This window comes from Sinomonas halotolerans, assembly GCF_039615075.1.
In the GTDB taxonomy this organism is placed as follows: Bacteria; Actinomycetota; Actinomycetes; order Actinomycetales; family Micrococcaceae; genus Sinomonas; species Sinomonas halotolerans.
In genome coordinates this window covers 216,288-236,799 of the sequence record NZ_JBDFRB010000001.1, presented here as the reverse complement: position 1 = coordinate 236,799, position 20,512 = coordinate 216,288, and the positions used below count along the sequence as shown (strand labels likewise).

Annotated in this window: 21 protein-coding genes and 1 tRNA gene; 7 read left to right on the top strand and 15 right to left on the bottom strand. The window is 71.9% G+C overall.

What is annotated here, in order from left to right:
• Positions 1 to 24: 24 nt before the first annotated feature.
• The 3 genes from ABCQ75_RS01040 to pdhA all read right to left on the bottom strand — a co-directional run bounded on the left by ABCQ75_RS01040 (position 25) and on the right by pdhA (position 3,750).
• Positions 25 to 1,521: a dihydrolipoamide acetyltransferase family protein gene (locus ABCQ75_RS01040; RefSeq protein WP_345882924.1), complete on the bottom strand. Its 1,497-nt coding sequence runs from the start codon at positions 1,519 to 1,521 to the stop codon at positions 25 to 27.
• Positions 1,522 to 1,583: 62 nt separating this feature from the next.
• The gene (locus ABCQ75_RS01035) at positions 1,584 to 2,606 is read right to left on the bottom strand and encodes an alpha-ketoacid dehydrogenase subunit beta (protein WP_345882540.1); all 1,023 of its coding nucleotides are present in this window, start codon (positions 2,604 to 2,606) and stop codon (positions 1,584 to 1,586) included.
• 1 nt (position 2,607) lies between these two features.
• A complete protein-coding gene (gene pdhA / locus ABCQ75_RS01030; RefSeq protein WP_345882923.1) occupies positions 2,608 to 3,750 on the bottom strand; it encodes a pyruvate dehydrogenase (acetyl-transferring) E1 component subunit alpha in 1,143 nt (380 codons plus the stop codon).
• Between the two features lie 188 nt (positions 3,751 to 3,938).
• Between pdhA and ABCQ75_RS01025 the strand changes: the two genes are divergently transcribed.
• Together ABCQ75_RS01025 and ABCQ75_RS01020 are read left to right on the top strand one after the other, a co-directional pair.
• Complete coding sequence (locus ABCQ75_RS01025; RefSeq protein WP_345882538.1) at positions 3,939 to 4,415, top strand: Lrp/AsnC family transcriptional regulator; 477 nt, start codon at positions 3,939 to 3,941, stop codon at positions 4,413 to 4,415.
• Positions 4,416 to 4,496: 81 nt separating this feature from the next.
• Complete coding sequence (locus ABCQ75_RS01020; protein WP_345882536.1) at positions 4,497 to 5,051, top strand: hypothetical protein; 555 nt, start codon at positions 4,497 to 4,499, stop codon at positions 5,049 to 5,051.
• Positions 5,052 to 5,250: 199 nt separating this feature from the next.
• Here the strand turns inward: ABCQ75_RS01020 and ABCQ75_RS01015 are convergent, their stop codons facing one another.
• The gene (locus tag ABCQ75_RS01015) at positions 5,251 to 6,846 is read right to left on the bottom strand and encodes a solute symporter family protein (protein WP_345882535.1); all 1,596 of its coding nucleotides are present in this window, start codon (positions 6,844 to 6,846) and stop codon (positions 5,251 to 5,253) included.
• The gene (locus ABCQ75_RS01010) at positions 6,843 to 7,241 is read right to left on the bottom strand and encodes a DUF485 domain-containing protein (RefSeq protein ID WP_345882533.1); all 399 of its coding nucleotides are present in this window, start codon (positions 7,239 to 7,241) and stop codon (positions 6,843 to 6,845) included. The genes ABCQ75_RS01015 and ABCQ75_RS01010 overlap by 4 nt, the downstream gene beginning before the upstream one ends.
• Before the next feature lie 271 nt (positions 7,242 to 7,512).
• Here ABCQ75_RS01010 and ABCQ75_RS01005 point away from each other — a divergent pair, with 271 nt between their 5' ends.
• From ABCQ75_RS01005 to ABCQ75_RS00990, 4 genes are read left to right on the top strand one after another with little or no spacing between them, the layout of a single operon-like run.
• Positions 7,513 to 8,733 carry a sensor histidine kinase gene (locus ABCQ75_RS01005; protein ID WP_345882531.1) on the top strand — a complete coding sequence of 407 codons (1,221 nt, stop codon included), beginning with the start codon at positions 7,513 to 7,515 and terminating at the stop codon, positions 8,731 to 8,733.
• A 5-nt stretch (positions 8,734 to 8,738) separates the two neighbouring features.
• A complete protein-coding gene (locus ABCQ75_RS01000; protein ID WP_345882530.1) occupies positions 8,739 to 9,473 on the top strand; it encodes a LytR/AlgR family response regulator transcription factor in 735 nt (244 codons plus the stop codon).
• Complete coding sequence (locus ABCQ75_RS00995; protein WP_345882528.1) at positions 9,470 to 9,901, top strand: hypothetical protein; 432 nt, start codon at positions 9,470 to 9,472, stop codon at positions 9,899 to 9,901. The genes ABCQ75_RS01000 and ABCQ75_RS00995 overlap by 4 nt, the downstream gene beginning before the upstream one ends.
• Positions 9,898 to 11,466, top strand: coding sequence for a sodium/solute symporter (locus ABCQ75_RS00990; RefSeq protein WP_345882526.1), 1,569 nt, complete (start codon positions 9,898 to 9,900; stop codon positions 11,464 to 11,466). The genes ABCQ75_RS00995 and ABCQ75_RS00990 overlap by 4 nt, the downstream gene beginning before the upstream one ends.
• Before the next feature lie 25 nt (positions 11,467 to 11,491).
• On the opposite strand, the gene ABCQ75_RS00985 is transcribed toward ABCQ75_RS00990, so the two are convergent.
• From ABCQ75_RS00985 to ABCQ75_RS00955, 7 genes are all read right to left on the bottom strand, one after another.
• Positions 11,492 to 12,085 carry a DivIVA domain-containing protein gene (locus tag ABCQ75_RS00985; RefSeq protein WP_427916014.1) on the bottom strand — a complete coding sequence of 198 codons (594 nt, stop codon included), beginning with the start codon at positions 12,083 to 12,085 and terminating at the stop codon, positions 11,492 to 11,494.
• 90 nt (positions 12,086 to 12,175) lie between these two features.
• On the bottom strand, positions 12,176 to 13,114 hold the full coding sequence (locus ABCQ75_RS00980) for a phosphatidate cytidylyltransferase (RefSeq protein ID WP_345882524.1): 939 nt from the start codon (positions 13,112 to 13,114) through the stop codon (positions 12,176 to 12,178).
• Positions 13,114 to 13,671, bottom strand: a complete 558-nt coding sequence (gene frr, locus ABCQ75_RS00975; protein ID WP_345882523.1) for a ribosome recycling factor — start codon at positions 13,669 to 13,671, stop codon at positions 13,114 to 13,116. Before frr ends, ABCQ75_RS00980 begins: the two co-directional genes overlap by 1 nt.
• A gap of 153 nt (positions 13,672 to 13,824) precedes the next feature.
• Entirely contained in the window at positions 13,825 to 14,646 is an 822-nt protein-coding gene (gene pyrH / locus ABCQ75_RS00970) for a UMP kinase (RefSeq protein WP_345882522.1), read from the bottom strand.
• A gap of 115 nt (positions 14,647 to 14,761) precedes the next feature.
• A complete protein-coding gene (tsf, locus tag ABCQ75_RS00965; RefSeq protein WP_345882521.1) occupies positions 14,762 to 15,598 on the bottom strand; it encodes a translation elongation factor Ts in 837 nt (278 codons plus the stop codon).
• A gap of 124 nt (positions 15,599 to 15,722) precedes the next feature.
• Entirely contained in the window at positions 15,723 to 16,583 is an 861-nt protein-coding gene (gene rpsB / locus ABCQ75_RS00960; RefSeq protein WP_345882520.1) for a 30S ribosomal protein S2, read from the bottom strand.
• Positions 16,584 to 16,881: 298 nt separating this feature from the next.
• Positions 16,882 to 17,046, bottom strand: coding sequence for a hypothetical protein (locus tag ABCQ75_RS00955; protein ID WP_345882519.1), 165 nt, complete (start codon positions 17,044 to 17,046; stop codon positions 16,882 to 16,884).
• Here ABCQ75_RS00955 and ABCQ75_RS00950 point away from each other — a divergent pair.
• Positions 17,045 to 17,698 (top strand): murein hydrolase activator EnvC family protein, encoded by a 654-nt coding sequence (locus ABCQ75_RS00950; protein WP_345882518.1) that lies wholly within the window; start codon positions 17,045 to 17,047, stop codon positions 17,696 to 17,698. The two genes, ABCQ75_RS00955 and ABCQ75_RS00950, sit on opposite strands and share 2 nt — an antisense overlap.
• Here ABCQ75_RS00950 and ABCQ75_RS00945 read toward each other — a convergent pair.
• The 3 genes from ABCQ75_RS00945 to ABCQ75_RS00935 form a co-directional block, all read right to left on the bottom strand.
• Positions 17,626 to 18,819: an acyl-CoA dehydrogenase family protein gene (locus tag ABCQ75_RS00945; RefSeq protein WP_345882517.1), complete on the bottom strand. Its 1,194-nt coding sequence runs from the start codon at positions 18,817 to 18,819 to the stop codon at positions 17,626 to 17,628. The two genes, ABCQ75_RS00950 and ABCQ75_RS00945, sit on opposite strands and share 73 nt — an antisense overlap.
• Positions 18,820 to 19,038: 219 nt before the next feature.
• Positions 19,039 to 19,112 (bottom strand) — tRNA-Ile (locus tag ABCQ75_RS00940).
• Positions 19,113 to 19,215: 103 nt separating this feature from the next.
• The gene (locus tag ABCQ75_RS00935) at positions 19,216 to 20,421 is read right to left on the bottom strand and encodes a glycosyltransferase (RefSeq protein WP_345882922.1); all 1,206 of its coding nucleotides are present in this window, start codon (positions 20,419 to 20,421) and stop codon (positions 19,216 to 19,218) included.
• Positions 20,422 to 20,512: the final 91 nt, after the last annotated feature.

The window sequence follows — 20,512 nt, the reverse complement described above, 5'->3', positions numbered from 1 at the left end:
CCTCCGACACGGGGTCCCGTCCCGTCAGACCATGGTCAGGACCATGCCCGGGTCGGCGAGGATCGCGCCCACGTCGGCGAGGAAGCGCGAGGCCTGCTCGCCGTCCACGAGCCGGTGGTCGAACGAGAGCGAGAGCGTCATGACCTGCCGCAGCGCGATCTGGCCCTCGTGCTCCCACGGCTGCCGACGCACCTGGCCCATGGCGACGATCGCAGCCTCCCCGGGGTTGAGGATCGGGGTGCCGGCGTCGATCCCGAACACGCCGATGTTCGTGATCGAGACCGTCCCGCCGCTCAGGTCCGCCGGGCTGGTCTGGCCTTCCTTCGCCGTGGCGGCCAGCCCCGCGAGGGCTTCGGCGAGCTCGGGCAGGGTGAGGCGGTCCGCGTCCTTGATATTGGGCACCATGAGCCCGCGCGGCGTGGCCGCGGCGATCCCCAGATTGACGTAGTGGTACTGGACGATCTCCTGCGCGTCCTCGTCCCAGTGCGAATTGAGCGTGGGGTTGCGCCGCAGCCCGATCAGCACAGCCTTGGCCACGAGCGTGAGCGGCGTGAGCTTGAGCCCGGCGAACGCGCGGCTGGCCTTGAGCCGGGCGAGGAGCTCCATCGAGGGCGTGACGTCCACGGTCAGGAACTCGGTGGCATGCGGCGCCGTGAAGGCGCTGGTCACCATGGCCGCCGCGGTGTGCTTGCGCACCCCCTTGATCGGTGTGCGCGTCTGGCGCGCCACATCCGCTGGGGGCCGCTGGGCCTCCTGGCCCGCCGGGCGCACGACGCCGCCGCCTCCGCCCGCCGTCGTCCCGCCGCCTGCTCCGGTCTCCGGTGCAGGAGTGCCGCCGGGAGTGCCCACCGCGGCCAGGACGTCGTCGCGCGTGATGAGTCCGCGCGGTCCCGTGCCGGAGAGCTGGGCGATCTCGATGCCGAGGTCCTTGGCGAGCTTGCGCACTGGAGGGGTGGAGCGAGGGCGCTCCGGCCGGCCCGCCTCAAGGGAGGGCGCATGCTCGGGGGCGCGCTGCTCCGGCCCGGGCTGCTCGGGGGCGCGCTGCTCCGGCCCGGGCTGTTCGGCGGCGCGCTGCTGGACGCCGGGAGCCGCCGGCTCCGCATCGGATGCCGGTGCCGTGGCCCACGAGCGGGCCTTGCGGGCTGGGCGGCCGGACCCCTCGACCATGGCCCCGTAGCCCACGAGGTTCGGCTCGCGCTTGCCGGGCGCGCCAGGGCGGGCGGACTCGCCCGAACCTGCCCCCGCGCCGGCGGCTCCGCCCGCAGGGGGCCGGCCGGCGTCGGCGGACACCTCGAAGGCCACGATCGGCGTGCCGACGGCCACGGTCGTGCCGGGCTCTGCGAGGAGGTGCGCGATCGTGCCCGTGTACGGGCTCGGGAGCTCGACCACAGCCTTCGCGGTCTCGACCTCGGCGATCACCTGGTTGAGGGTGACCGAGTCGCCCTCGGCCACGCGCCACGCGACGATCTCGGACTCGGTGAGGCCCTCGCCCAGATCGGGCAGGCGGAATTCGCGGATCACGGTGCCTCCGGAGGACGGGGCCCCCGCCTGCGGGGCGGTGGGCCGGGCGGTGTCGGTCACGGTCACTGGCCCTCCTCGAGGCCCGAGAGGGAGTTGGGGCGGCCCAGCGCCCGGTCCACGCCGTCGAGGATCCTGTCGAGGTCGGGCAGGTGGTGGTGTTCGAGCTTCGAGTACGGGTACGGGATGTCGAAGCCCGTCACGCGCACCGGCGAGTGCTCGAGGTAGTAGAAGCACCGCTCGGTGATGCTCGCTGCGATCTCGGCCCCGAGCCCGCCGGACTGCGCCGCCTCGTGGGCGACCACGAGCCGGCCGGTGCGGCGCACGGACTCCTCGATCACCGGGTAGTCCACCGGCGCGAGCGAGCGCAGGTCGATCACCTCCACCGAGACGCCCTCGTCCGCGGCGGCGAGCGCGGCGTCGAGGCACGTCTTCACGAGTGGCCCGTAGGAGACGAGCGTGACGTCCTCCCCCGCAGCGGCCACCCGGGCCTGGCCCATGCCGAGCCCTCCGGGCCCCTCGAGGCCCACGGACTCGTCCACCTCGCCGCGGTCGTGGTAGCGCCGCTTGGGCTCGAAGAACACCACGGGGTCGTTGCACGCGATGGCCTGCTGGACCATCGCGTACGCGTCCTGCGGATTGGACACGGCCACGACGCGCAGGCCCGAGGTGTGCGTGAAGTAGGCCTCGGGCGACTCGGAGTGGTGCTCGGGCGAGCCGATGCCGCCGCCGAACGGGATGCGGATGGTGATGGGGACCGTGACCTGGCCGCGCGTGCGGTAGTGCAGCTTGGCCACCTGGGAGACGATCTGGTCGAACGCCGGGTACACGAACCCGTCGAACTGGATCTCCACCACGGGCCTGTAGCCCCGGTAGGCCATGCCGATCGCGGTGCCCATGATCCCGGACTCTGCGAGCGGCGTGTCGATCACCCGGTGCGGGCCGAAGTCCTTCTGCAGCCCGTCAGTGATACGGAAGACCCCTCCCAGCCGGCCGATGTCCTCGCCCATGAGGACCACCTTGGGATCGCGCTCGAGGGCGCGCCGGAGGCCTGCGTTGATGGCCTTGCCGAACGTCATCTCGCCCATGTCAGGCTCCTTCCACGGCGTGGTGGCGCTCGTCGGTGCCGGCGAGGTGGCTTTCGTCGGTGCCTGCGCGGTAGCGCTCGTAGTGGTCGCGCTGGCGCTCCAGCCAGCTGTTCGGCTCGGTGTACACGTGCTCGAACACGGCCGCGGCGGGCGGGTCGGGCATGTGGACCGTGGCCTCGCGGAGCCGCGCCGCCACGTCGTCGGCCGCCGCACGCACGCGCTCCCGCAGGGCGTCGTCGAGGAGGCCGAGCCCGTCCAGGTGCGCCTCGAGGCGCGCGATCGGGTCGCGCTCCTTCCAGTCCTCGAGCTCGTTGGGGTCGCGGTACCTCGTCGGGTCGTCCGCGGTGGTGTGCGGGCCCATGCGGTAGGTGACGGCCTCGATGAAGGAGGGCCCGTTGCCGCTGCGCGCTCGCTCGAGGGCCTCGCGGGTCACGGCGAGGCAGGCGAGGACGTCGTTGCCGTCCACGCGCACGCTCGGGATCCCGAAGCCGGGGGCCCGCAGGGCGATCGGCACGTGTGCCTGGAGGCCCACGGGCTCGGAGATGGCCCACTGGTTGTTCTGGCAGAAGAACACGACCGGCGCCTGGTAGCTCGCGGCGAAGACCATCGCCTCGTTCACGTCGCCCTGGCTCGTGGCGCCGTCGCCGAAGTACGTGATCGCCGCGGCCTCGGCGCCGTCGAACTGGATGCCCATCGCGTAGCCGGTGGCGTGGAGTGCCTGGGCGCCGATGATGACCTGGGTCGGGGCCATGTTGACCTCGAAGGGGTCCCAGCCGGCGTTGGCGTTGCCGCGCCACACGCGCATCATGTCCCCCACGTCCACGCCGCGGCAGTACGCAACGGCGTTCTCGCGGTAGCTCGAGAACACGAAGTCGCCCTCGGCGAGGGCCCGGCCCGAGCCGATCTGCGCGGCCTCCTGCCCCAGGAACGGCGGCCACAGGGCCAGCTCGCCCTGCCGCTGGAGGGCGGTCGCCTCGGCGTCGATGCGGCGCACGACGACGAGGTCCTCGTAGAGCGCGGCCAGCACCTCGCCGCCGTGGTCGCCGTCGAGATCGGAGAGGTAGCGGTCGTAGCGGCTGTCGGCCCGGCGCTCCCCTCCCGGTGTGAGGAGCTGGACGGGATCGCCGTCCGCTCCGGTGGTCATCTGGTACGTGGACACGGTCCTCGCAGCCCCTTGTCGTCGTCGTCTCGCCAGTCCCTGCGCGCCCGGCGGCCGCGTCGCCGCCAGTTGAGTGTGACCATACTCACAATGCACAAGGGGTACAACCGAAGAGCCAGCGATTGAGCATCCAGCCCAGTCTGGCGTCGCTGCGGCGTGCTACTCTGCGCATCATGCACCCCGTAGACGCCACGGACGCCCGGATCCTGCGGGCACTCGCCGAGGATCCGCGCCGCACCGTCGTGGCCCTCGCCCAGGCCCTGGGGCTCTCCCGCAACACCGTCCAGGCGCGGCTCGCGCGGCTCGAGGCCTCGCATGCGTTCCTCGGGTTCGACCGCCGGATCAACCCCGCCTCCCTGGGCTACCCGCTGCTGGCCTTCATCACGGTGCACGTCCAGCAGCGCCGGCTCGCGTCCATCACGGCAGAGATCGCGAGGATCCCCGAGGTCCTCGAGGGCCATGGCCTCACCGGAACGGCGGACATCCTGCTGCGGGTCGCGGCGGTGGACGCCGAGGACCTCTTCCGGATCAACGGCAAGATCCTCGCGTGCGACGGCGTGGAGCGCACCGACACGGCACTCGCGATGGGCGAGCTCATACCATTCAGGATGGACCCCCTGCTCGAGCGGGGCCCGCGGCCACCGGCGTGAGCGCACCGGCCGGGGCGCGGCAGGCATCCCCGGGGCCAGAGACCGCCAGACGATCGCCCAGAGAGAGGAGAGGGAGCAGCCATGACGTTCCCCCGACTGCCGGACCAGCGGCCGCGCGGACACGCCGGCCCCCCGGGACAGCCTTGGCAGGCCGGACAGGCCCAGCAGGCCGGGCAGCCCTGGGCGCCCGCGCCCGATGGACAGCCCGCCAGCACGGGCCGGCGCTGGCTCTGGGTGGGCCTCGGCGCGGGAATGGCGGCGCTCGCCGGTGCGGCGGTCGCCGCGATCGTGCTCGCGGGCTCCGTCTTCAGCCCCGACGCTGCCGTGCGGCGCGCCTCGGAGCAGATGAGCGCGGACCTCGCCTCGGGCAGCACTGCGAGCGCCTACGCCCAGTTCACGCCCGCGCTCAGGGATCACCTCTCGGAGTCCGCGCTCACGAGCGCCCTGACCGAGCTCGGCGTGGGCGGCCTATGCCGCGCGGACTTCCCCCATGCCGAGTCGCTCTCGCGCGCCGGCCAGCGCCCGAGCGGCGAGGCCCGGGGCTACCTCGTGTGCGGCTCGCGCTCGTTCGATGTGGCCTTCCGCTGGGAAGGCGATCCCCTCCGCCTCGACGCCCTGAGGATCTTGCCGCGCTGACGCGGCCCTGAGCGCATCCCGCCCCTCGCACGCCTCCAGAGGGCCTCGGGGATCTCGGCACGCGGCTGTTCCCCGCGCACACGGACGACGCCGGTCGGCGGCTCCGGCGTCGAAGCTGCCGCCCGGCGTCATGCGCTGGAGCGGGAAGGGGACGGCGACGCCCCCTGGTAAGGCCTTGGTGCGCGCCCCGTGTGGGGCCCTAGTGCGAGACCGCCTTCTCGGCGCCCACGCCCGTGAGGGAGCGGACCTCCATCTCGGCCTGGCGTGCCGGGTCCTCGGTGCCCTTGTCCAGGACCGTCCCGAGCCAGCCCAGGAAGAACGCGAGCGGGATGGAGACGAGGCCGGGGTTGTTCAGCGGGAACCACGCGAAGTCCGCGCCCGGGATCATCGAGGTCTTCGCGCCGGAGACCACCGGGGAGAAGGCGATGAGCCCGATCGCCGAGGCGAGGCCGCCGTAGATGCTCCACAGGGCGCCCTTCGTGGTGAAGCGCTTCCAGAAGAGCGAGTAGAGGATCGTGGGCAGGTTCGCCGAGGCCGCGACCGCGAACGCCAGTGCCACGAGGAAAGCGACGTTCTGGCCGTTGGCGAAGATGCCGCCCGCGATCGCCGCGATGCCGATCACGATCACCGTGCGCCGCGCCACCTTGACCTCGGTGGCCGCGGTGGTGCGGCCCTTCGCGATGACGTTCGCGTAGATGTCATGGGCGAACGAGGCGGCTGCCGTGATGGTGAGGCCGGCGACCACCGCGAGGATCGTCGCGAAGGCCACGGCCGAGATGAACCCGAGCAGGACCGGCCCGCCGAGGACGAACGCGAGCAACGGCGCGGCCGAGTTGACGCCGCCGGGCGCTGCCTTGATGGTGTCGGCGCCGATGAGCGCCGCCGCGCCGTAGCCGAGCACGAGGGTGAAGAGGTAGAAGCCCCCGATGAGCCAGATCGCCCACACGACCGACTTGCGGGCCTCCTTCGAGGTGGGCACCGTGTAGAAGCGCATCAGCACGTGCGGGAGCGCCGCGGTGCCGAGCACGAGCGCGAGGCCCAGGGAGATGAAGTCCAGCTTGCTCGTCTCGCTCTTGCCGTAGGCGAGGCCCGGGTTGAGGAGCTTATCGCCGCCGGCCTCGACGGCGCTGCCGAGCAGGGACGAGAGGTTGAACCCGTAGAGCGCGAGCACCCAGATGGTCATGGCGAACGCGCCCGCGATGAGCAGGACGGCCTTGATGATCTGGACCCACGTGGTGCCCTTCATGCCGCCCAGGAGGACGTACATGATCATGAGCGCACCCACCACGGTGATGACGAGCGCCTGGCCCTCCCAGCTCGAGATGCCGAGCAGGAGCGCGATGAGGGCGCCCGCGCCGGCCATCTGGGCCAGGAGGTAGAAGAAGCACACGGCGAGGGTCGAGCTCGCGGCCGCAATGCGCACGGGTCGCTCGCGCAGGCGGAAGGCGAGCACGTCCGCCATCGTGAACTTCCCGGTATTGCGCAGGAGCTCCGCGACGAGGAGGAGCGCGACGAGCCACGCGACCAGGAAGCCGATCGAGTACAGGAAGCCGTCGTAGCCGTTCACCGCGATCGCGCCGGTGATGCCGAGGAACGAGGCGGCGGAGAGGTAGTCGCCGGCGATCGCGGTGCCGTTCTGGCCGCCCGTGAAGGAGCGGCCGCCCGCGTAGTAGTCCGCGGCGGTCTTGTTGTTGCGGCTCGCGCGGATGACGATCACGATCGTCACGGCGACGAACAGGCCGAAGATGGCCATGTTCAGCCACGTGCTCTCGAGGAGGCTCTCGGTCAGGTTCATCGGGTGCCTTCCTCGGTGGACGCGCCCACAGCCGGTGCGGCGTCGAAGTCGTGGCCCTCGATCTCGGTGCGGATGGCCTCCGCCTGCGGATCGAGCTTCTTGTTGGCGTGGTGCACGTACCAGGCCGTGATGCCGAACGTGCTCACGAACTGGAGCAGGCCCAGCACGAGGCCGAGCGTGATGTTGCCGGCCACGCGGATCGACATCAAGCCGTGCGCGTAGTCGGCCAGCAGGACGTACAGGAAGTACCAGAGCAGGAACGCCCCGGCGAGAGGGAAGACGAAGCTGCGGTGGCTCTTGCGCAGCGTCTGGAATTCATCGCTGGCCTGGACCAGCCGGAAGTCTGGCTGCGGTGCGGTGCCCTCCGCGGCGCCGCCCGAGGCATCGTTGCCCATGGATCCTCCTCGACAGGCCGGGCAGGACCCGGCGGATGAGTGATGCAGATCACTCTCCCCGCTCGCGGGGCCTTCGATCCAGTTGAATCCGGGCCCGGTCGGCCAACGGCGCCTCCCGTGCGCCGAGCGGCGCCCGCACGACGCCGAGCGGCGAGGCCGGGCGGCTGCCTCCCGGGCCTGCTCCGTCCGTGGCCTGCGGCGGCGCCCGCCGGCCCCAGCGGACGGTCTGAGCGGGCCGGGACGCGGCGCCGGGGCCGCTAGCCTTGCGTGCATGACCTCCGACGCGCTCTCCCTCGCGGTCCTCGTGCTCGTGCTCCTCGCGGGCGCAGCCGCGGGGACCGCGGCATGGCGGCTGTGGCGCTCGCGCCGGGACTTCGGCAGCGAGGCGGAGCGCGCGAGCTACACGATCCTCCACGCCGCCTCCCAGGCGGGCCGGTCCCTGCGGGCGGGCCTCGACCCGGAGGGCGCGACGAAGGCCGTCCGGCACCTCAGGTCGATGATCGGCTCCCCCGCCCTCGCCCTCACCGACGAGTCACGGCTGCTCGCGTGGGACGGGGCGGGTGCCGCGCATGCGTCGGCCGTCATGGCGCTGGCCGCCAAGACCCTCGCACAGGGCCGCACCCGTGTGGCGGGCCCGGACGAGGTCGACTGCCAGGCCGTCGGCTGCCGCGAGCCGGAGTGCCGGCTGCACAGCGCGGTCGTCGCCCCGGTGCGTGCCGGGTCCCGTGTGGTGGGGACGGTCGTCGCATTCGCGCAGGACGCGGGCGCGGGGCTCGTGCGCGCCACGGGCGAGCTCGCCGACTGGGTCGCGACGCAGGCGGAGCTCGCCGAGCTGGACCGCTCCCGGACACTGCTCATGGAGGCCGAGGTCCGGGCGCTGCGGGCCCAGATCAGCCCGCACTTCATCTACAACTCCCTCAACGCGATCGCGTCCTACATCCTCACGGACCCCCAGCGCGCGCGGGAGCTCGTCGTCGAGTTCGCGGACTTCACGAGGTACTCGTTCCGGCGCCACGGGGACTTCACGACCCTCGCCGAGGAGCTGCGCAGCATCGACAGGTACCTCCTGCTCGAGCGGGCGCGGTTCGGCGAGCGCCTCCAGGTGAGCCTGCGCATCGCGCCCGAGGTGCTCGGCACCGCCATCCCGTTCCTGAGCCTCCAGCCCCTCGTGGAGAACGCGGTCCGCCACGGACTCGAGGCCCGCGAGGGCGTGGGCCACATCCAGATCACGGCAGAGGACACGCCCCACGAAGCGCTCGTGAGGGTCGAGGACGACGGCGCCGGCATGGACCCCGAACGGGTCCGGGAGGTGCTGGCCGGCCGCGCGGGCGGGGACCACGTGGGGCTCCGCAACGTCGACGCGCGCCTGCGGCAGGTCTACGGCGACGACCATGGCCTCGTCGTCGAGACCGCGCCCGGGGAGGGCACGCTCATCACACTGCGCATCCCGAAGTCGCAGCCCGGCCATGAGGTCGGACCGCCACTAGACTGATCGGCATGATCACCGTCCTCGTCGTCGATGACGAGCTGCCCGCCGTGCAGGAGCTCTCCTACCTCCTCGGCCGGGACGACCGGGTCGGGGCGGTGCACACCGCCACCTCGGGCACCGAGGCGCTGCGCATCCTCGAGCGCGAGGATGTGGACGGGATCTTCCTGGACATCCACATGCCGGGCCTGAGCGGGCTCGAGCTCGCCCGCGTCGTCGCCCGCTTCGCCGCGCCGCCCGCCGTCGTCTTCGTCACGGCCGACGACGACCACGCCCTCGAGGCGTTCGACCTCGCCGCCGTGGACTACCTCCTCAAGCCCGTGCGCCCCGAGCGGCTCGCGCGCTGCGTAGGGCGCATCGCCGAGCTGCGCGAGGCCGCCGGCGCCGGGCGGCCTGCCCCCGAGCCCGCGCTCATCACGGTCGAGCTCGGCGGCGTGACCCGCATGATCCGCCGCGACGACGTGGCCTTCGTCCAGGCCCAGGGCGATTACGCCCGCCTCCACACTGCGGACGCGAGCTACCTCGTGCGCGTGGCCCTGAGCGACCTCGAGCGCCAGTGGGGGCCCGCGGGGTTCGTGCGGATCCACCGCTCGTACCTCGTGGCCATGGACGCCGTCGGGGAGCTGCGGCTCACAGGACCGCAGGCCACTGTGATGGTCGGAGGGACCGAGCTGCCCGTGAGCCGCCGCCTCCTGCCCGGCCTGCGGGAGCGCCTCGCCTCGACCCGGATCCGGCCGCGCGCATGAGCGGCCCCGCCCTCCCGCCCGCGGACGGACCGCACGGGTCCTTCCCCGCCCGCCGGGCCGTGGACCCCTCTCGGCGGGTCCGGGTCACGGCCCCGCAGTCCTCTGCCGCGCCAGCGCCGCAGCCGCCGCCGCTCTCGCGCGAGCTCGAGGAGCAGTCCGAGGTGGGCGGCCTCGTGCTCCGCTCCCTCATGCGCTCCCAGCTCCGCCTCGCGTCGACCGTGGCGGGCGCGTTCCTCGCGGCCATCGGCGCCGTGTGGGCGCTCTCCTCGCTCGCGGAGCGGCTGCCCTGGCTGCCCGGCCTTCCGCTCGTGTGGCTCCTCGTGGGGGTCCTGCCCTACCCCGCCGCCATCCTGTGCGGGGCCGTGTACAACCTCGCGGCGAACCGCACCGAGGAACGCTTCACAGAGCTGCTCGAGGACCGCCGGTGATCCCGGGGATCGGCATCGCGACCCTCGCGCTCGTCGCGGCTGCGACAGTCCTCATCGGCTTCTACGGGCTGCGCATCTCGCGCACCACCGGCGACTTCTACGTCGCCTCCCGCACCGTGCGCCCGTGGTGGAACGCATCCGCGATCGGCGGCGAGTACCTCTCGGCGGCGAGCTTCCTCGGCGTCGCCGGCCTCATCATGGTCAGCGGCTCCGATGCGCTCTGGTACCCCGTGGGCTACACCGCCGGGTTCCTCATGCTCCTGCTGTTCGTGGCCGCGCCCCTGCGCCGCTCGGGGGCCTACACCGTCCCGGACTTCGCGGCGGCGCGGCTCGGCTCGCTCGCCGTCCGCCGGGCCACGAGCGTGCTCGTGGTCCTCATCGGCTGGCTCTACATCGTGCCGCAGCTTCAGGGCGCCGCGCTCGCAGTGCGCACGACGACGGGCCTTCCCGGGTGGGTGGGCTCCGCTGCCGTCGTGGCCGTCGTCGTGTTCGCCGTGATGCTCGGCGGGATGCGCTCCATCACGTTCGTGCAGGCGTTCCAGTTCTGGCTCAAGCTCGCCGCGATCGCCCTGCCGGCAGTGTTCCTCGCCCTCCACGTCGCCGGGCGCGGCGCGCCGGACCTGGGAGCCGCCGGGGGCCTGTTCGAAGGCGCCGGACTGCCCGGCCCGGGCAGCGGAGCCGGGGCCGCCACCGTGGGCAGCGGGCTCCCCCGCGGAGGGACCGGGAGCGGCGCAGGGGCGGGCTACCTGAGCCTCTCGGTCACGGCGGCCCTGCTCTTCGGGACGCTCGGGCTGCCTCACGTGCTCGTACGGTTCTACACCAACCCGGACGGGCGCTCGGCCCGGCGCACCACCGTGATCGTGCTGGTCCTGCTCTCGGTGTTCTACGTCTTCCCCACGGCATTCGGGGTGCTCGGCCGCCTGGCCGCCCCCGGGCTCGCGGACCAGGGCGACGCCCTGGTCCTGCTCCTGCCCTCCGCGCTCGTCGCGGGCCCGGCCGGCACAGCGCTCTCGGCGCTCGTGCTCGCCGGCGCCATGGCGGCGTTCCTGTCCACGACCTCCGGCCTGCTCGTCTCGGTGGCCGGGGTGATGAGCCAGGAGCTCTTCGGCGGGAGCGTGAGGGGCTTCCGCACCGCCGCCGCGCTGTCGGCGCTCGTTCCGCTGGCCGCCGCGGTCATCGCGAGCGAGCAGGCCCTCGCCGGAGCGGTGGGGCTCGTCTTCGCGTTCACGGCGTCCACACTCTGCCCGCTCCTCGTGCTGGGCATCTGGTGGCGGGGCCTCACCGCGGCCGGGGCCATCGCCGGCATGGCTGCCGGCGCCCTCGCGTGCGGGAGCGCCCTCGCGGTCTCCGCCGCGCTCGCGACCGGCCCCCTCCCGGGCGCCCTGGGCGTGCTCGCGGTCGCGTGCGCCCAGCCGGCCGCATGGAGCGTCCCGCTCGCCTTCGGGACCATGGCCGCCGTCTCCCGCGCCACCCGCAGCGCGATCCCGCGCGGCACCGACCGCTTCCTCGTCCGGCTCCACACGCCCGAGCCGTCCCCTGAGCCCACGGCAGGCCGGGCGCGGTGAGCACGGCGCTGGGGCTGGCCGGGGATCAGTCGATCGCGGCCATGAGCTCGACCACGCGGTCGAGGAAGGCGTCGACCTGGGTCTCCTCGTAGCCCTCGTCGCCCGTCACCGTGCGGAACACGGCCGTGCGCACCTCGTCGGCGCTCATGGGCGAGCCGTGCTCGAGGTAGTCGAGGAGCCTGACGCAGAACGCGTCGACGTCATCGGTGCTGTAGCTCGGGGCCTTCGCGCTCGAGGGGCGGCGGAAGCGCTCCCCGTCCGAGCGCACGAGCCGGCCGCGGAGGATGCCCGCTAGCTGCCCGATCTCCCTCAGCCAGGCCTCCTCGCCGGACTCGGTGATGAGCTCATCCCGCTCGCGCCGGGCAAAGGCGTCCTCGAGCCGGTCCAGAGCCGCATCCACCTCGCTCGCATCGAACCCGCCGCGCACCGCGTCGAAGGAGACCGTGCGGACCTCGCGGCTCGTCACAGGGGGCGCCGAGCTGTCCTCGAGGTAGGCGCGTGCCCGCTCCATGAACTTCTCGACCTGCCGGGGGCTGTACCCGAGATCCCCGCGGGCCACGCGGTCGAACCCCGCAGCAGCGCGGCCGTCACTGTACGCCACGTGCTTCCTTCCTCTCATGGGCTGATGGGCCCATCATCGTCTCCTTCTCCCGCCCGGCCCGCGATCGGGGCCGGACCGGCCTCACCGTCCGGCACAGCCCGACAGCACCTAGGCGCCGGGCAGGACGCTGAACACCAGATAGGCGGCCGGCATGCCGAACAGGATGGAGTCCAGTCGGTCCATCATGCCCCCATGGCCTGGCAGGATGCTGCTCATATCCTTGATGCCGAGCTCGCGTTTCACCATCGACTCCACGAGGTCCCCGGCGGTCGCCGCTGCCACGACCACCACTGCGAGGACCGCGCCTGCCCACCAGGGCAGGCCCAGGAGGAAGACCGCGCCGAGGATCCCCACCGCGAGCGATCCGCCCACCGAGCCTGCGAAGCCCTCCCAGGACTTCTTGGGGCTGATCTTGGGAGCCATCGGGTGCTTGCCGAGGCTTGCACCGACGATGTACCCGAACGTGTCGTTGGCCACGATGAGCACGAGCGTGAGTGCGATCTCGAGCGCGCCCTGCGGCACGACGCCCTCGGGCCACAGCCCAAACCCCGGAGGCTGAACCGCATCCCGCAGCGGCAGGACCGCGAAGGACACGAGGAAGGGCACCCACAGGACCACGAAGACCCCCGCGAAGACGCTCTTCGCCGCCCCCTCCGCCGGTTCGAGGCTCTGCCAGACGAGCACGGCCGCGGCGCCCGCCACGAGGGCGAAGAGCTGCGCCTCCGGCCCGCCGAAGTAGGCGCTGAGGGGGATCGCCACGGTTGCCGCGAGCACGGGGGCCACCGGCACGGCGGTGCCGTGGAGGGTGAGCGCTCGCGAGACCTCCCACGAACCCAGGAGAGCGGCCGCCAAGGCGATCGCGACGAAGCCGATCGGCCACAGGAAGAGCCCGCCGAGGAGCCCCCCGAGCAGGACCAGGCCCACCGTGATCGCGGCGGGGAGGTCGCGGCCCGCCCTCGAGGGCTTGACGGCCCTCTGCGCACGCCGGCTCCCGGGAGCGGGAGCTCCCGGGTCAGCGGAACGCGGCTCGGGAAGGGGCACGCTCATCAGACCTCGAGCAGCTCGGCTTCCTTGCGCTTGACGAGGTCGTCGATCGACTCGACGTGCTTCTTGGTCAGGGCGTCGAGCTCCTTCTCGCCGCGCGCGCCCTCGTCCTCGCCGACCTCGCCGTCCTTGACGAGCTTGTCGAGCGACTCCTTGGCCTTGCGGCGGATGGAGCGGATGGAGACCTTGGCGTCCTCGCCCTTGCCCTTGACGATCTTGACGTACTCCTTGCGGCGCTCCTGCGTGAGCTCCGGGAGCACCACGCGGATCACGTTGCCGTCGTTGGACGGGTTGGCGCCGACTTCGGAGTCGCTGAGCGCCTTCTCGACGTCCCGAAGGGCGGTCTTGTCGTAGGGCGTGATGAGGATCGTGCGCGCGTCCGAGACCTGGAACGACGCGAGCTGCTGGAGTGGGGTCGGCGTGCCGTAGTAGTCCACCATGACCTTCGCGTACAGCGCCGGGTTGGCCCGGCCGGTCCGGATCGACGCGAAGTCCTCCTTGGCCACCTCGACGGCCTTCTCCATCTTCTCGGTGGCCTCGAGCAGGGTATCTTCGATCACGTCGGTCTCCTTGGTGAATCTGTGCGGCAGCGTGGTGGAACAGCGCCACGCCGTGGCGTGGCCGCTGGGCTACGACCATCCTAGCCGCCAAGAGGGGCGGCCAGACGCGCGGGCGCGGCGGGTCCGTGACGCCCGGGATCGGCCCGTCTGGGCCTAGACCGTGACGAGGGTGCCGAGCTTGTCCCCGCGGATCGCCCTCGTGACGTTGCCCTGCCCCTCCATGCCGAACACGACCATGGCGAGCCTGTTGTCCTTGCACATCGTCATGGCCGTCTGGTCCATGACCCGGATGTCACGGCGGAGCGCCTCGTCGTAGGTGAGCCGCTCGAGCTTGACCGCGGTCGGGTCCTTCTTCGGGTCCGCCGTGTAGACGCCGTCGACCCCGCTCTTGGCCATGAGGACGACGTCGGCATGCACCTCGAGCGCGCGCTGCGCGGCGACGGTGTCAGTGGAGAAGTACGGCAGTCCCGCGCCGGCGCCGAAGATCACGACGCGGCCCTTCTCCATGTGCCGGATGGCGCGGCGCGGAATGTACGCCTCCGCGACCTGCCCCATCGTGATGGCGCTCTGCACTCGCGTCTCCACCCCGGCCTGCTCGAGGAAGTCCTGCAGGGCCAGGCAGTTCATCACGGTGCCGAGCATGCCCATGTAGTCCGCCCGGGAGCGGTCCATGCCGGACTGGGAGAGCTCGGCGCCGCGGAAGAAGTTGCCGCCGCCGACCACGATGGCGATCTCGACGTCGTCGACGGCAGCAGCGATCTGGTCGGCGACCCCGCGGACGGTGGCCGGGTCAACCCCGAGCTTGCCTCCCCCGAAGACCTCGCCGGAGAGCTTCAGGAGCACCCGGCGCCGGCGCTGCGGCCGGCGCTCCGCTCCCTGGGCGGCAGAGTCTGCGAGAGCGGTGGGGGCAGCGGAGTCGGTGGGGGCAGCGGAGTCGGTGGGGGCAGCGGAGTCGGCGGTCTGAACGGTTTCCATGGATGTGTCCCCTCGGGCGTTTCTGGCTCGGGCGGTTCTGGGCATGAGCCTTGGTCTAGAGTAACGGCACAGCAAAGGGGCGGTCACCGAAGTGACCGCCCCCTGATGCGCTGTGTCAGGCGCCGACGCGGAAGCGCGCGACTGCAGTAGCCTCGACACCGGCCTCGGAGAGGACCTGGCCGACGGACTTCTTGGCGTCCTTGGCGAACGCCTGGTCGAGGAGGACCTCGCCCTTGTAGAAGCCGGTCACGCGGCCCTCGACGATCTTCGTGAGCGCAGCCTCGGGCTTGCCCTCGGCCTTCGCGGTCTCCTCGGCGATGCGGCGCTCCGACTCGACGAGGTCGGCCGGGACGTCCTCGCGGCGGAGGTAGTTCGGGGCCATTGCAGCCACGTGCACGGCGACGTCGTGCGCGGCGGTCTGGGCGGCCTCGCCCTCGCCGTCGACAGCGAAGAGGACGCCGACCTGGGCCGGGAGGTCCTTCGACGTCTTGTGCAGGTAGGCGTCGACCGTCTGGCCCTCGACGCGGGCAAGGCGGCGGATGACGACCTTCTCGCCGAGCACGGCGCCTTCCTCGACGACGAACTCGCTCAGCGGCTTGCCGTCGACGTCAGCGGCGAGGAGGGCATCGAGGTCGGCAGCGCCGGAGGCGACGGCCGTGGCCAGCACCTTGTCGGCGAGCTCGATGAACTTGGCGGACTTGGCAACGAAGTCGGTCTCGCAGTTGACCTCGACCATGACGCCGACGCCGTTCTCGACCTTCGCGGCCACAAGGCCCTCGGCGGTCGAGCGGCCCTCGCGCTTGGTAGCGCCCTTGAGGCCCTTGATGCGGATGATCTCGATGGCCTTGTCGGCGTCGCCGTTGGCCTCGTCGAGTGCCTTCTTGACGTCCATCATCCCGGCGCCGGTGCGCTCGCGCAGGGCCTTGATGTCAGCAGCGGTGTAGTTCGCCATGTGAACCCCTCTGTCGTTGTTCTTCAGTTCTTCCGGCCGGCAGGATGGCACCCCTCGTCGAGGGAGGCCATCCTGCCGGAAGTCTCCGGATCCTGGTGGGCCCCGGAGAGGGTCTTGGTTCGAGCTACTCGGCGGACTCGGCCGGAGCCTCGGCCGGGGCCTCAGCCTGGGCCGGAGCCTCAGCCTGGGCCGGAGCCTCGGCAGCGGCCTCCTCGGCCTTCTGGCCCTCGAGGAGCTCGCGCTCCCACTCGGCCAGCGGCTCGGCCTGGGCGCCCTCGTTGCCGGCGGCGCGGTTCGTGCGGGCGATGAGGCCTTCGGCGACGGCGTCGGCCACGACACGCGTGAGGAGGTTCACGGAGCGGATGGCGTCGTCGTTGCCCGGGATCGGGAAGTCGACCTCGTCCGGATCGCAGTTCGTGTCGAGGATCGCCACGACAGGGATGCCCAGCTTCTTGGCCTCGTCGACCGCGAGGTGCTCCTTCTTCGTGTCAACGATCCAGAGCACGGACGGGGTGCGGGTCAGGTTGCGGATGCCGCCGAGGGTCTTCTCGAGCTTGTCCTTCTCGCGCTGGAGGATGAGGAGCTCCTTCTTGGTGCGGCCCGAACCGGCCACGTCCTCGAAGTCGATCTCCTCGAGCTCCTTGAGGCGCTGGATGCGCTTGGCAACCGTGGAGAAGTTGGTGAGCATGCCGCCGAGCCAGCGCTGGTTGACGTACGGCTGGCCGACGCGCGTGGCCTGCTCGGCGATGGCCTCCTGGGCCTGCTTCTTGGTGCCGACGAAGAGCACGGTGCCGCCGTGGGCGACCGTGGCCTTGACGAACTCGTAGGCGCGGTCGATGTAGGACAGCGACTGCTGGAGGTCGATGATGTAGATGCCGTTGCGCTCGGTGAAGATGAAGCGCTTCATCTTCGGGTTCCAACGGCGGGTCTGGTGACCGAAGTGGACGCCGCTGTCGAGCAGCTGGCGCATGGTAACGACGGGCATGCCGACGCTCCTTCCGGCAGGTCTCAAGTCCGAGGGCGCCGAACGGCGGCCCTTGCCCCTGCCATAGTTGACGGTTGTTGACGACGACGGCCGGCTGGCCGTTCGCCCCTGGCACCCCCTGCGTCGCCGAACCGCCGGAGCGGACCGCCGGGACGCAGTGCCCCGCCCGCGCGCCCGTGCCGGAGGCCGGGAGCTTGGTTGGGACGCTGGATGCGCGGAGTCGACCCCCCATCGCGCCCTGCGCGCCGACGATTCTGGCACAGCAAAGGCGGGCTGGTAGGCCGCGGATCCCAGTGTACTACAGGGCGGCGCGCGGCCCGGGCAGCCCCACCGCGTCGGCGGACGGCAGGGCGCCGGCCGGATGGGGCTTCTTCTCCTCCACAGCCGCGGACCGCGGCGTGTCGTCCACATAGTGCACCTCGGGCCTTGGGTGGCACGGTCCGGAGCGGGATGCTCGGGTCATGCCAGCACTCCCCCGGTCCCGCCGGAACAGCCGCCCCGCCAGCGGGAGCCGCCCCCGCGCGTGCGTCGCCTTGGCCGCGCTCGTGCTCGGAACCGCCGCCGCGGGCGAACCTCCGTCCGACCAGGGCGCGTGGACCTGGCCGCTCGAGCCGCGGCCCGCCGTCGTCCGCCCCTTCGACCCACCCCCCAAGCCGTGGATGAGCGGGCACCGCGGCGTTGACCTCGCCGGGCCAGGCGAGGAGGTCCACTCGCCTGCGGCGGGCACAGTGGTGTTCGCGGGGCGGGTGGTGGACCGCAGCGTGGTCACCGTCGACCACGGCGGCGGGCTCCGCAGCAGCTTCGAGCCCGTCGTCGCGTCCGTCGCCGTGGGGACAGCGGTGGCCCGGGGCCAGGCGATAGGCACGCTCGAGTCCTCGCCGGGCCACTGCCCGGCGGCGCCCTGCCTGCACTGGGGCGTCCGCCGCGGAGACGGGTACACCGACCCGCTCCAGTTCATCGAGGACCGCAGGCCGTCCGTGCTCCTCCCGTGGGCCGTCCCCACCCCCGGGAGGAGCTCGGAGGGCCTGCGCGGACTCCTCGGTCAGACGATCGCGGAGATGCCCGTGGCCGCACGGCCGGTCACGAGGGTGTTGATCTCATGGGTCCCCTCATAGGAGTAGATGGCCTCGGCGTCCGCGAAGACCTTCGCCATCCGATGGTCCGTGACTATCCCGTTGCCGCCCAGCAGGCTCCTGCCGAGGGCCGCAGACTCGCGCATCCGGGCCGTGGTGAACGCCTTGGCGAGTGCAGACTGCTCGTCACGGCCCAGGCCTTGATCCTCGAGCTGCGCCAGGCGCACCATCATGCCCATCGAGCTCACGGCGTTGCCGAGCATGGTCACGAGCTGGCTCTGGACCAGCTGGAAAGAGGCAAGGGGCCTGCCGAACTGCTCGCGCTCGAGCGCGTAGCCTCGCGCGATGTCGTAGGCCGCGAGCTGCTGGCCGACTGCCTGCCAGGCAACGGAGAGGCGCGTGGACCTGAGGACGCGGTTCACATCCTTGAAGCTGTTGGCGTGCGCGAGCTTGAAGTCCGCCGGCACGCGCACGCCGTCGAGCGTGATGTCGGCGTTCTGCACGGTGCGCAAGGAGATCTTGTTCTCGATCCTGGCCGCGCGGTAGCCGGGCAGGGCCGTGTCGACGAGGAAGCCCTTGACGCTGCCGTCCGCCTCGTCACGGGCGTAGACCACGACCCAGTCGGAGAAGGTCGCATTGCCGATCCACCGTTTGGCGCCGTTGAGCACCCACGAGCCGCCCTCGCGGCGCGCCGTGGTACGCAGCCCGCCCGCTACGTCGGAGCCGCTCGCGGGCTCCGTCAGGCCGAACGCACCGATCTTCTCGAGCGCGTACACATCGGGCAGCCAGGCGGCCTTCTGCTCCTCGGAGGCGAGGAGTTCGAGCGAGCCCGTGAAGAGCCCGTCGTGCACGCCCATGAAGGTCGCGATCGAGGCATCGGCCCGCGTGAACTCCGCGTGGATGAGCCCGGCGAGGAGGTGGGAGTGCCCCTGCCGCCGCACCGGGCTCACCACGTCGAGCTCGGCGAGCGACGGCACGAGGGTGTGCGGGAACTCGGCGCGGTTCCAGCAGTCCACCGCGATCGGCTCGACCTCGCGCGCCAGCCAGACGCGCACCTCGTCGAGGCGGCTCCGCTCCTTCTCCGAGAGCAGCGACTCGAAATCCAGGAGGTCTGCCGGGGACTGGCCTACGGAGGTGAAAGGGGCGGGAGCTGGGACGGTCATGGATCCTCCTGGACGGGTCAGCGGCTGGGGAGGCGGAACAGCGGCCCCCAGCAGCTTGCTACTCGTGAGTAACTTACCGTGTCAGCCACCGTCCCCGTCAAGGGCTGGTCCTGAGCGCGGGCGCGTCCGTGCCGGAAACGGCTGAAGGCCCCCGGTCAATGACCGTGGGCCTTCGACGCCCGGAGCCTGTCCCAGGCGTCCGGGGGGAATGCATCGGAGTAGGGCGTGTGGGACTTGAACCCACGACCAAGGGATTATGAGTCCCCTGCTCTGACCGGCTGAGCTAACGCCCCCTGCCGCGGCGGCCTGCGCGGGGGCGGGCCGCGATGCGCGGACCTGTCCATCCTACTGTCAGTCAGCGGCCCGTGCTCGGCGCAGCCCACTGGCCGGAAGGCATCAGACCCGCCCCGCCGTCCCATCGACGCCCCGGTACAGCGCCTCGAACGTGTCGAGTGTGGCCTTGATGCCATGCTTCTGGACCATGGCGTGGCTCGCGGCGCCCATCCGGCGGCGCTCGTCGGCCGGGGCCCCCAGGACAGCCGTGATCTTCTCGGCGAGGTCCTCGGGGTCGTTGGGACTGAAGAGGTAGCCGTTCTCCCCCTCCACCACGAGGTGCGGGAGTGCCATCGCATCGGCAAGGACCACTGGCGTGGAAGCGCTCATCGCCTCGAGCGTCACGAGGGACTGAAGCTCGGCCGTCCCCGGCATGCAGAACAGGTCCGCCCGGAGGTATGTCGCGCGGAGCTCCTCGTCCGAGACGAGCCCGAGGAACCGCACGCGGGAGCGCAGCCCGAGCCGGTCCACGAGGGCCTCGAGTGCGGGACGGACCTCGCCCCCGCCCGCGATCTCGAGGTGGACGTCCAGTTCCACGGGGGTCTGGGCGAGGGCCTTGATGAGCACATCCACATGCTTCTCCTCGGCCAGGCGCCCGACGAACAGCACGGTCGGGTAGGGGTTGGGCGCTGGGTCCTCGCCCGGTCGCGGCTCGTACGCGGCCACGTCGATCCCGTTCGAGAGCGGCTGCACCTCACGCAGGAAAGCGTGGTCGCGCATGGCCTTCGCTGCGAGCGGGGTCGGCGTGGTCACGACGTCGGCCTTCCCCATGACCTTGCCCATGTCCTTCCACGAGATGCGGCCGATGACGTCCTTGAACCACTGCGGAAAAGGCAGGAACGGGTTGAGGTTCTCGGGCATGAAGTGGTTCGTGGCCACCACGCGGATGCCGCGCTTCACGGCCTCGTAGAGCACGTGCTCGCCGATCATGTAGTGGCTCTGGATGTGCACGACGTCCGGCTGCACCTGGTCGAACAGTGCCGAGATCTCCTTCTTGACCTCCCACGGGAAGACGATCCGGAAGTACTCGTGCGTGGGCACCGAGTGCGAGCGCAGCCGGTGGACCACGGCCTCCGAACGCGTCTCGGCGAAGCTGGCGCCCTTCTCCGCGCGGCACGCTGCCACGTGGACCCGGTGCCCACGGGCGGTCATGCCCTTGGCGAGGCGGTAGCCGAACTGGGCAGCGCCGTTGACGTGCGGCGGGTAGGTGTCAGCGCCGATGAGGATCGTCAGCGGCTTCTGGGTCGCGTCCGGCTCGGGGGCGGGCATCGTCACGGATGGTCTCCTCGTCGGGCGGACCGGCGGTTCCGGTCCGCTGTGCCGGCCTCGGCGCACGACGGCGCTCGGCGGCCAGGGTGGG

Coding starts and splice junctions, on each gene's coding strand:
- ABCQ75_RS00985 (WP_427916014.1), bottom strand. CDS start 12,085: ATGAGAGGAAGGAAGCACGTGGCGTACAGTGACGGCCGCGCTGCTGCG.
- ABCQ75_RS00945 (WP_345882517.1), bottom strand. CDS start 18,819: ATGACCGTCCCAGCTCCCGCCCCTTTCACCTCCGTAGGCCAGTCCCCG.
- tsf (WP_345882521.1), bottom strand. CDS start 15,598: ATGGCGAACTACACCGCTGCTGACATCAAGGCCCTGCGCGAGCGCACC.
- rpsB (WP_345882520.1), bottom strand. CDS start 16,583: ATGCCCGTCGTTACCATGCGCCAGCTGCTCGACAGCGGCGTCCACTTC.
- ABCQ75_RS00955 (WP_345882519.1), bottom strand. CDS start 17,046: ATGACCCGAGCATCCCGCTCCGGACCGTGCCACCCAAGGCCCGAGGTG.
- ABCQ75_RS00950 (WP_345882518.1), top strand. CDS start 17,045: ATGCCAGCACTCCCCCGGTCCCGCCGGAACAGCCGCCCCGCCAGCGGG.
- ABCQ75_RS01035 (WP_345882540.1), bottom strand. CDS start 2,606: ATGGGCGAGATGACGTTCGGCAAGGCCATCAACGCAGGCCTCCGGCGC.
- ABCQ75_RS01010 (WP_345882533.1), bottom strand. CDS start 7,241: ATGGGCAACGATGCCTCGGGCGGCGCCGCGGAGGGCACCGCACCGCAG.
- ABCQ75_RS01005 (WP_345882531.1), top strand. CDS start 7,513: ATGACCTCCGACGCGCTCTCCCTCGCGGTCCTCGTGCTCGTGCTCCTC.
- ABCQ75_RS01020 (WP_345882536.1), top strand. CDS start 4,497: ATGACGTTCCCCCGACTGCCGGACCAGCGGCCGCGCGGACACGCCGGC.
- pyrH (WP_345882522.1), bottom strand. CDS start 14,646: ATGGAAACCGTTCAGACCGCCGACTCCGCTGCCCCCACCGACTCCGCT.
- ABCQ75_RS01015 (WP_345882535.1), bottom strand. CDS start 6,846: ATGAACCTGACCGAGAGCCTCCTCGAGAGCACGTGGCTGAACATGGCC.
- ABCQ75_RS01000 (WP_345882530.1), top strand. CDS start 8,739: ATGATCACCGTCCTCGTCGTCGATGACGAGCTGCCCGCCGTGCAGGAG.
- ABCQ75_RS00980 (WP_345882524.1), bottom strand. CDS start 13,114: ATGAGCGTGCCCCTTCCCGAGCCGCGTTCCGCTGACCCGGGAGCTCCC.
- pdhA (WP_345882923.1), bottom strand. CDS start 3,750: ATGACCACCGGAGCGGACGGCGATCCCGTCCAGCTCCTCACACCGGGA.
- ABCQ75_RS00935 (WP_345882922.1), bottom strand. CDS start 20,421: ATGCCCGCCCCCGAGCCGGACGCGACCCAGAAGCCGCTGACGATCCTC.
- ABCQ75_RS00995 (WP_345882528.1), top strand. CDS start 9,470: ATGAGCGGCCCCGCCCTCCCGCCCGCGGACGGACCGCACGGGTCCTTC.
- ABCQ75_RS01025 (WP_345882538.1), top strand. CDS start 3,939: ATGCACCCCGTAGACGCCACGGACGCCCGGATCCTGCGGGCACTCGCC.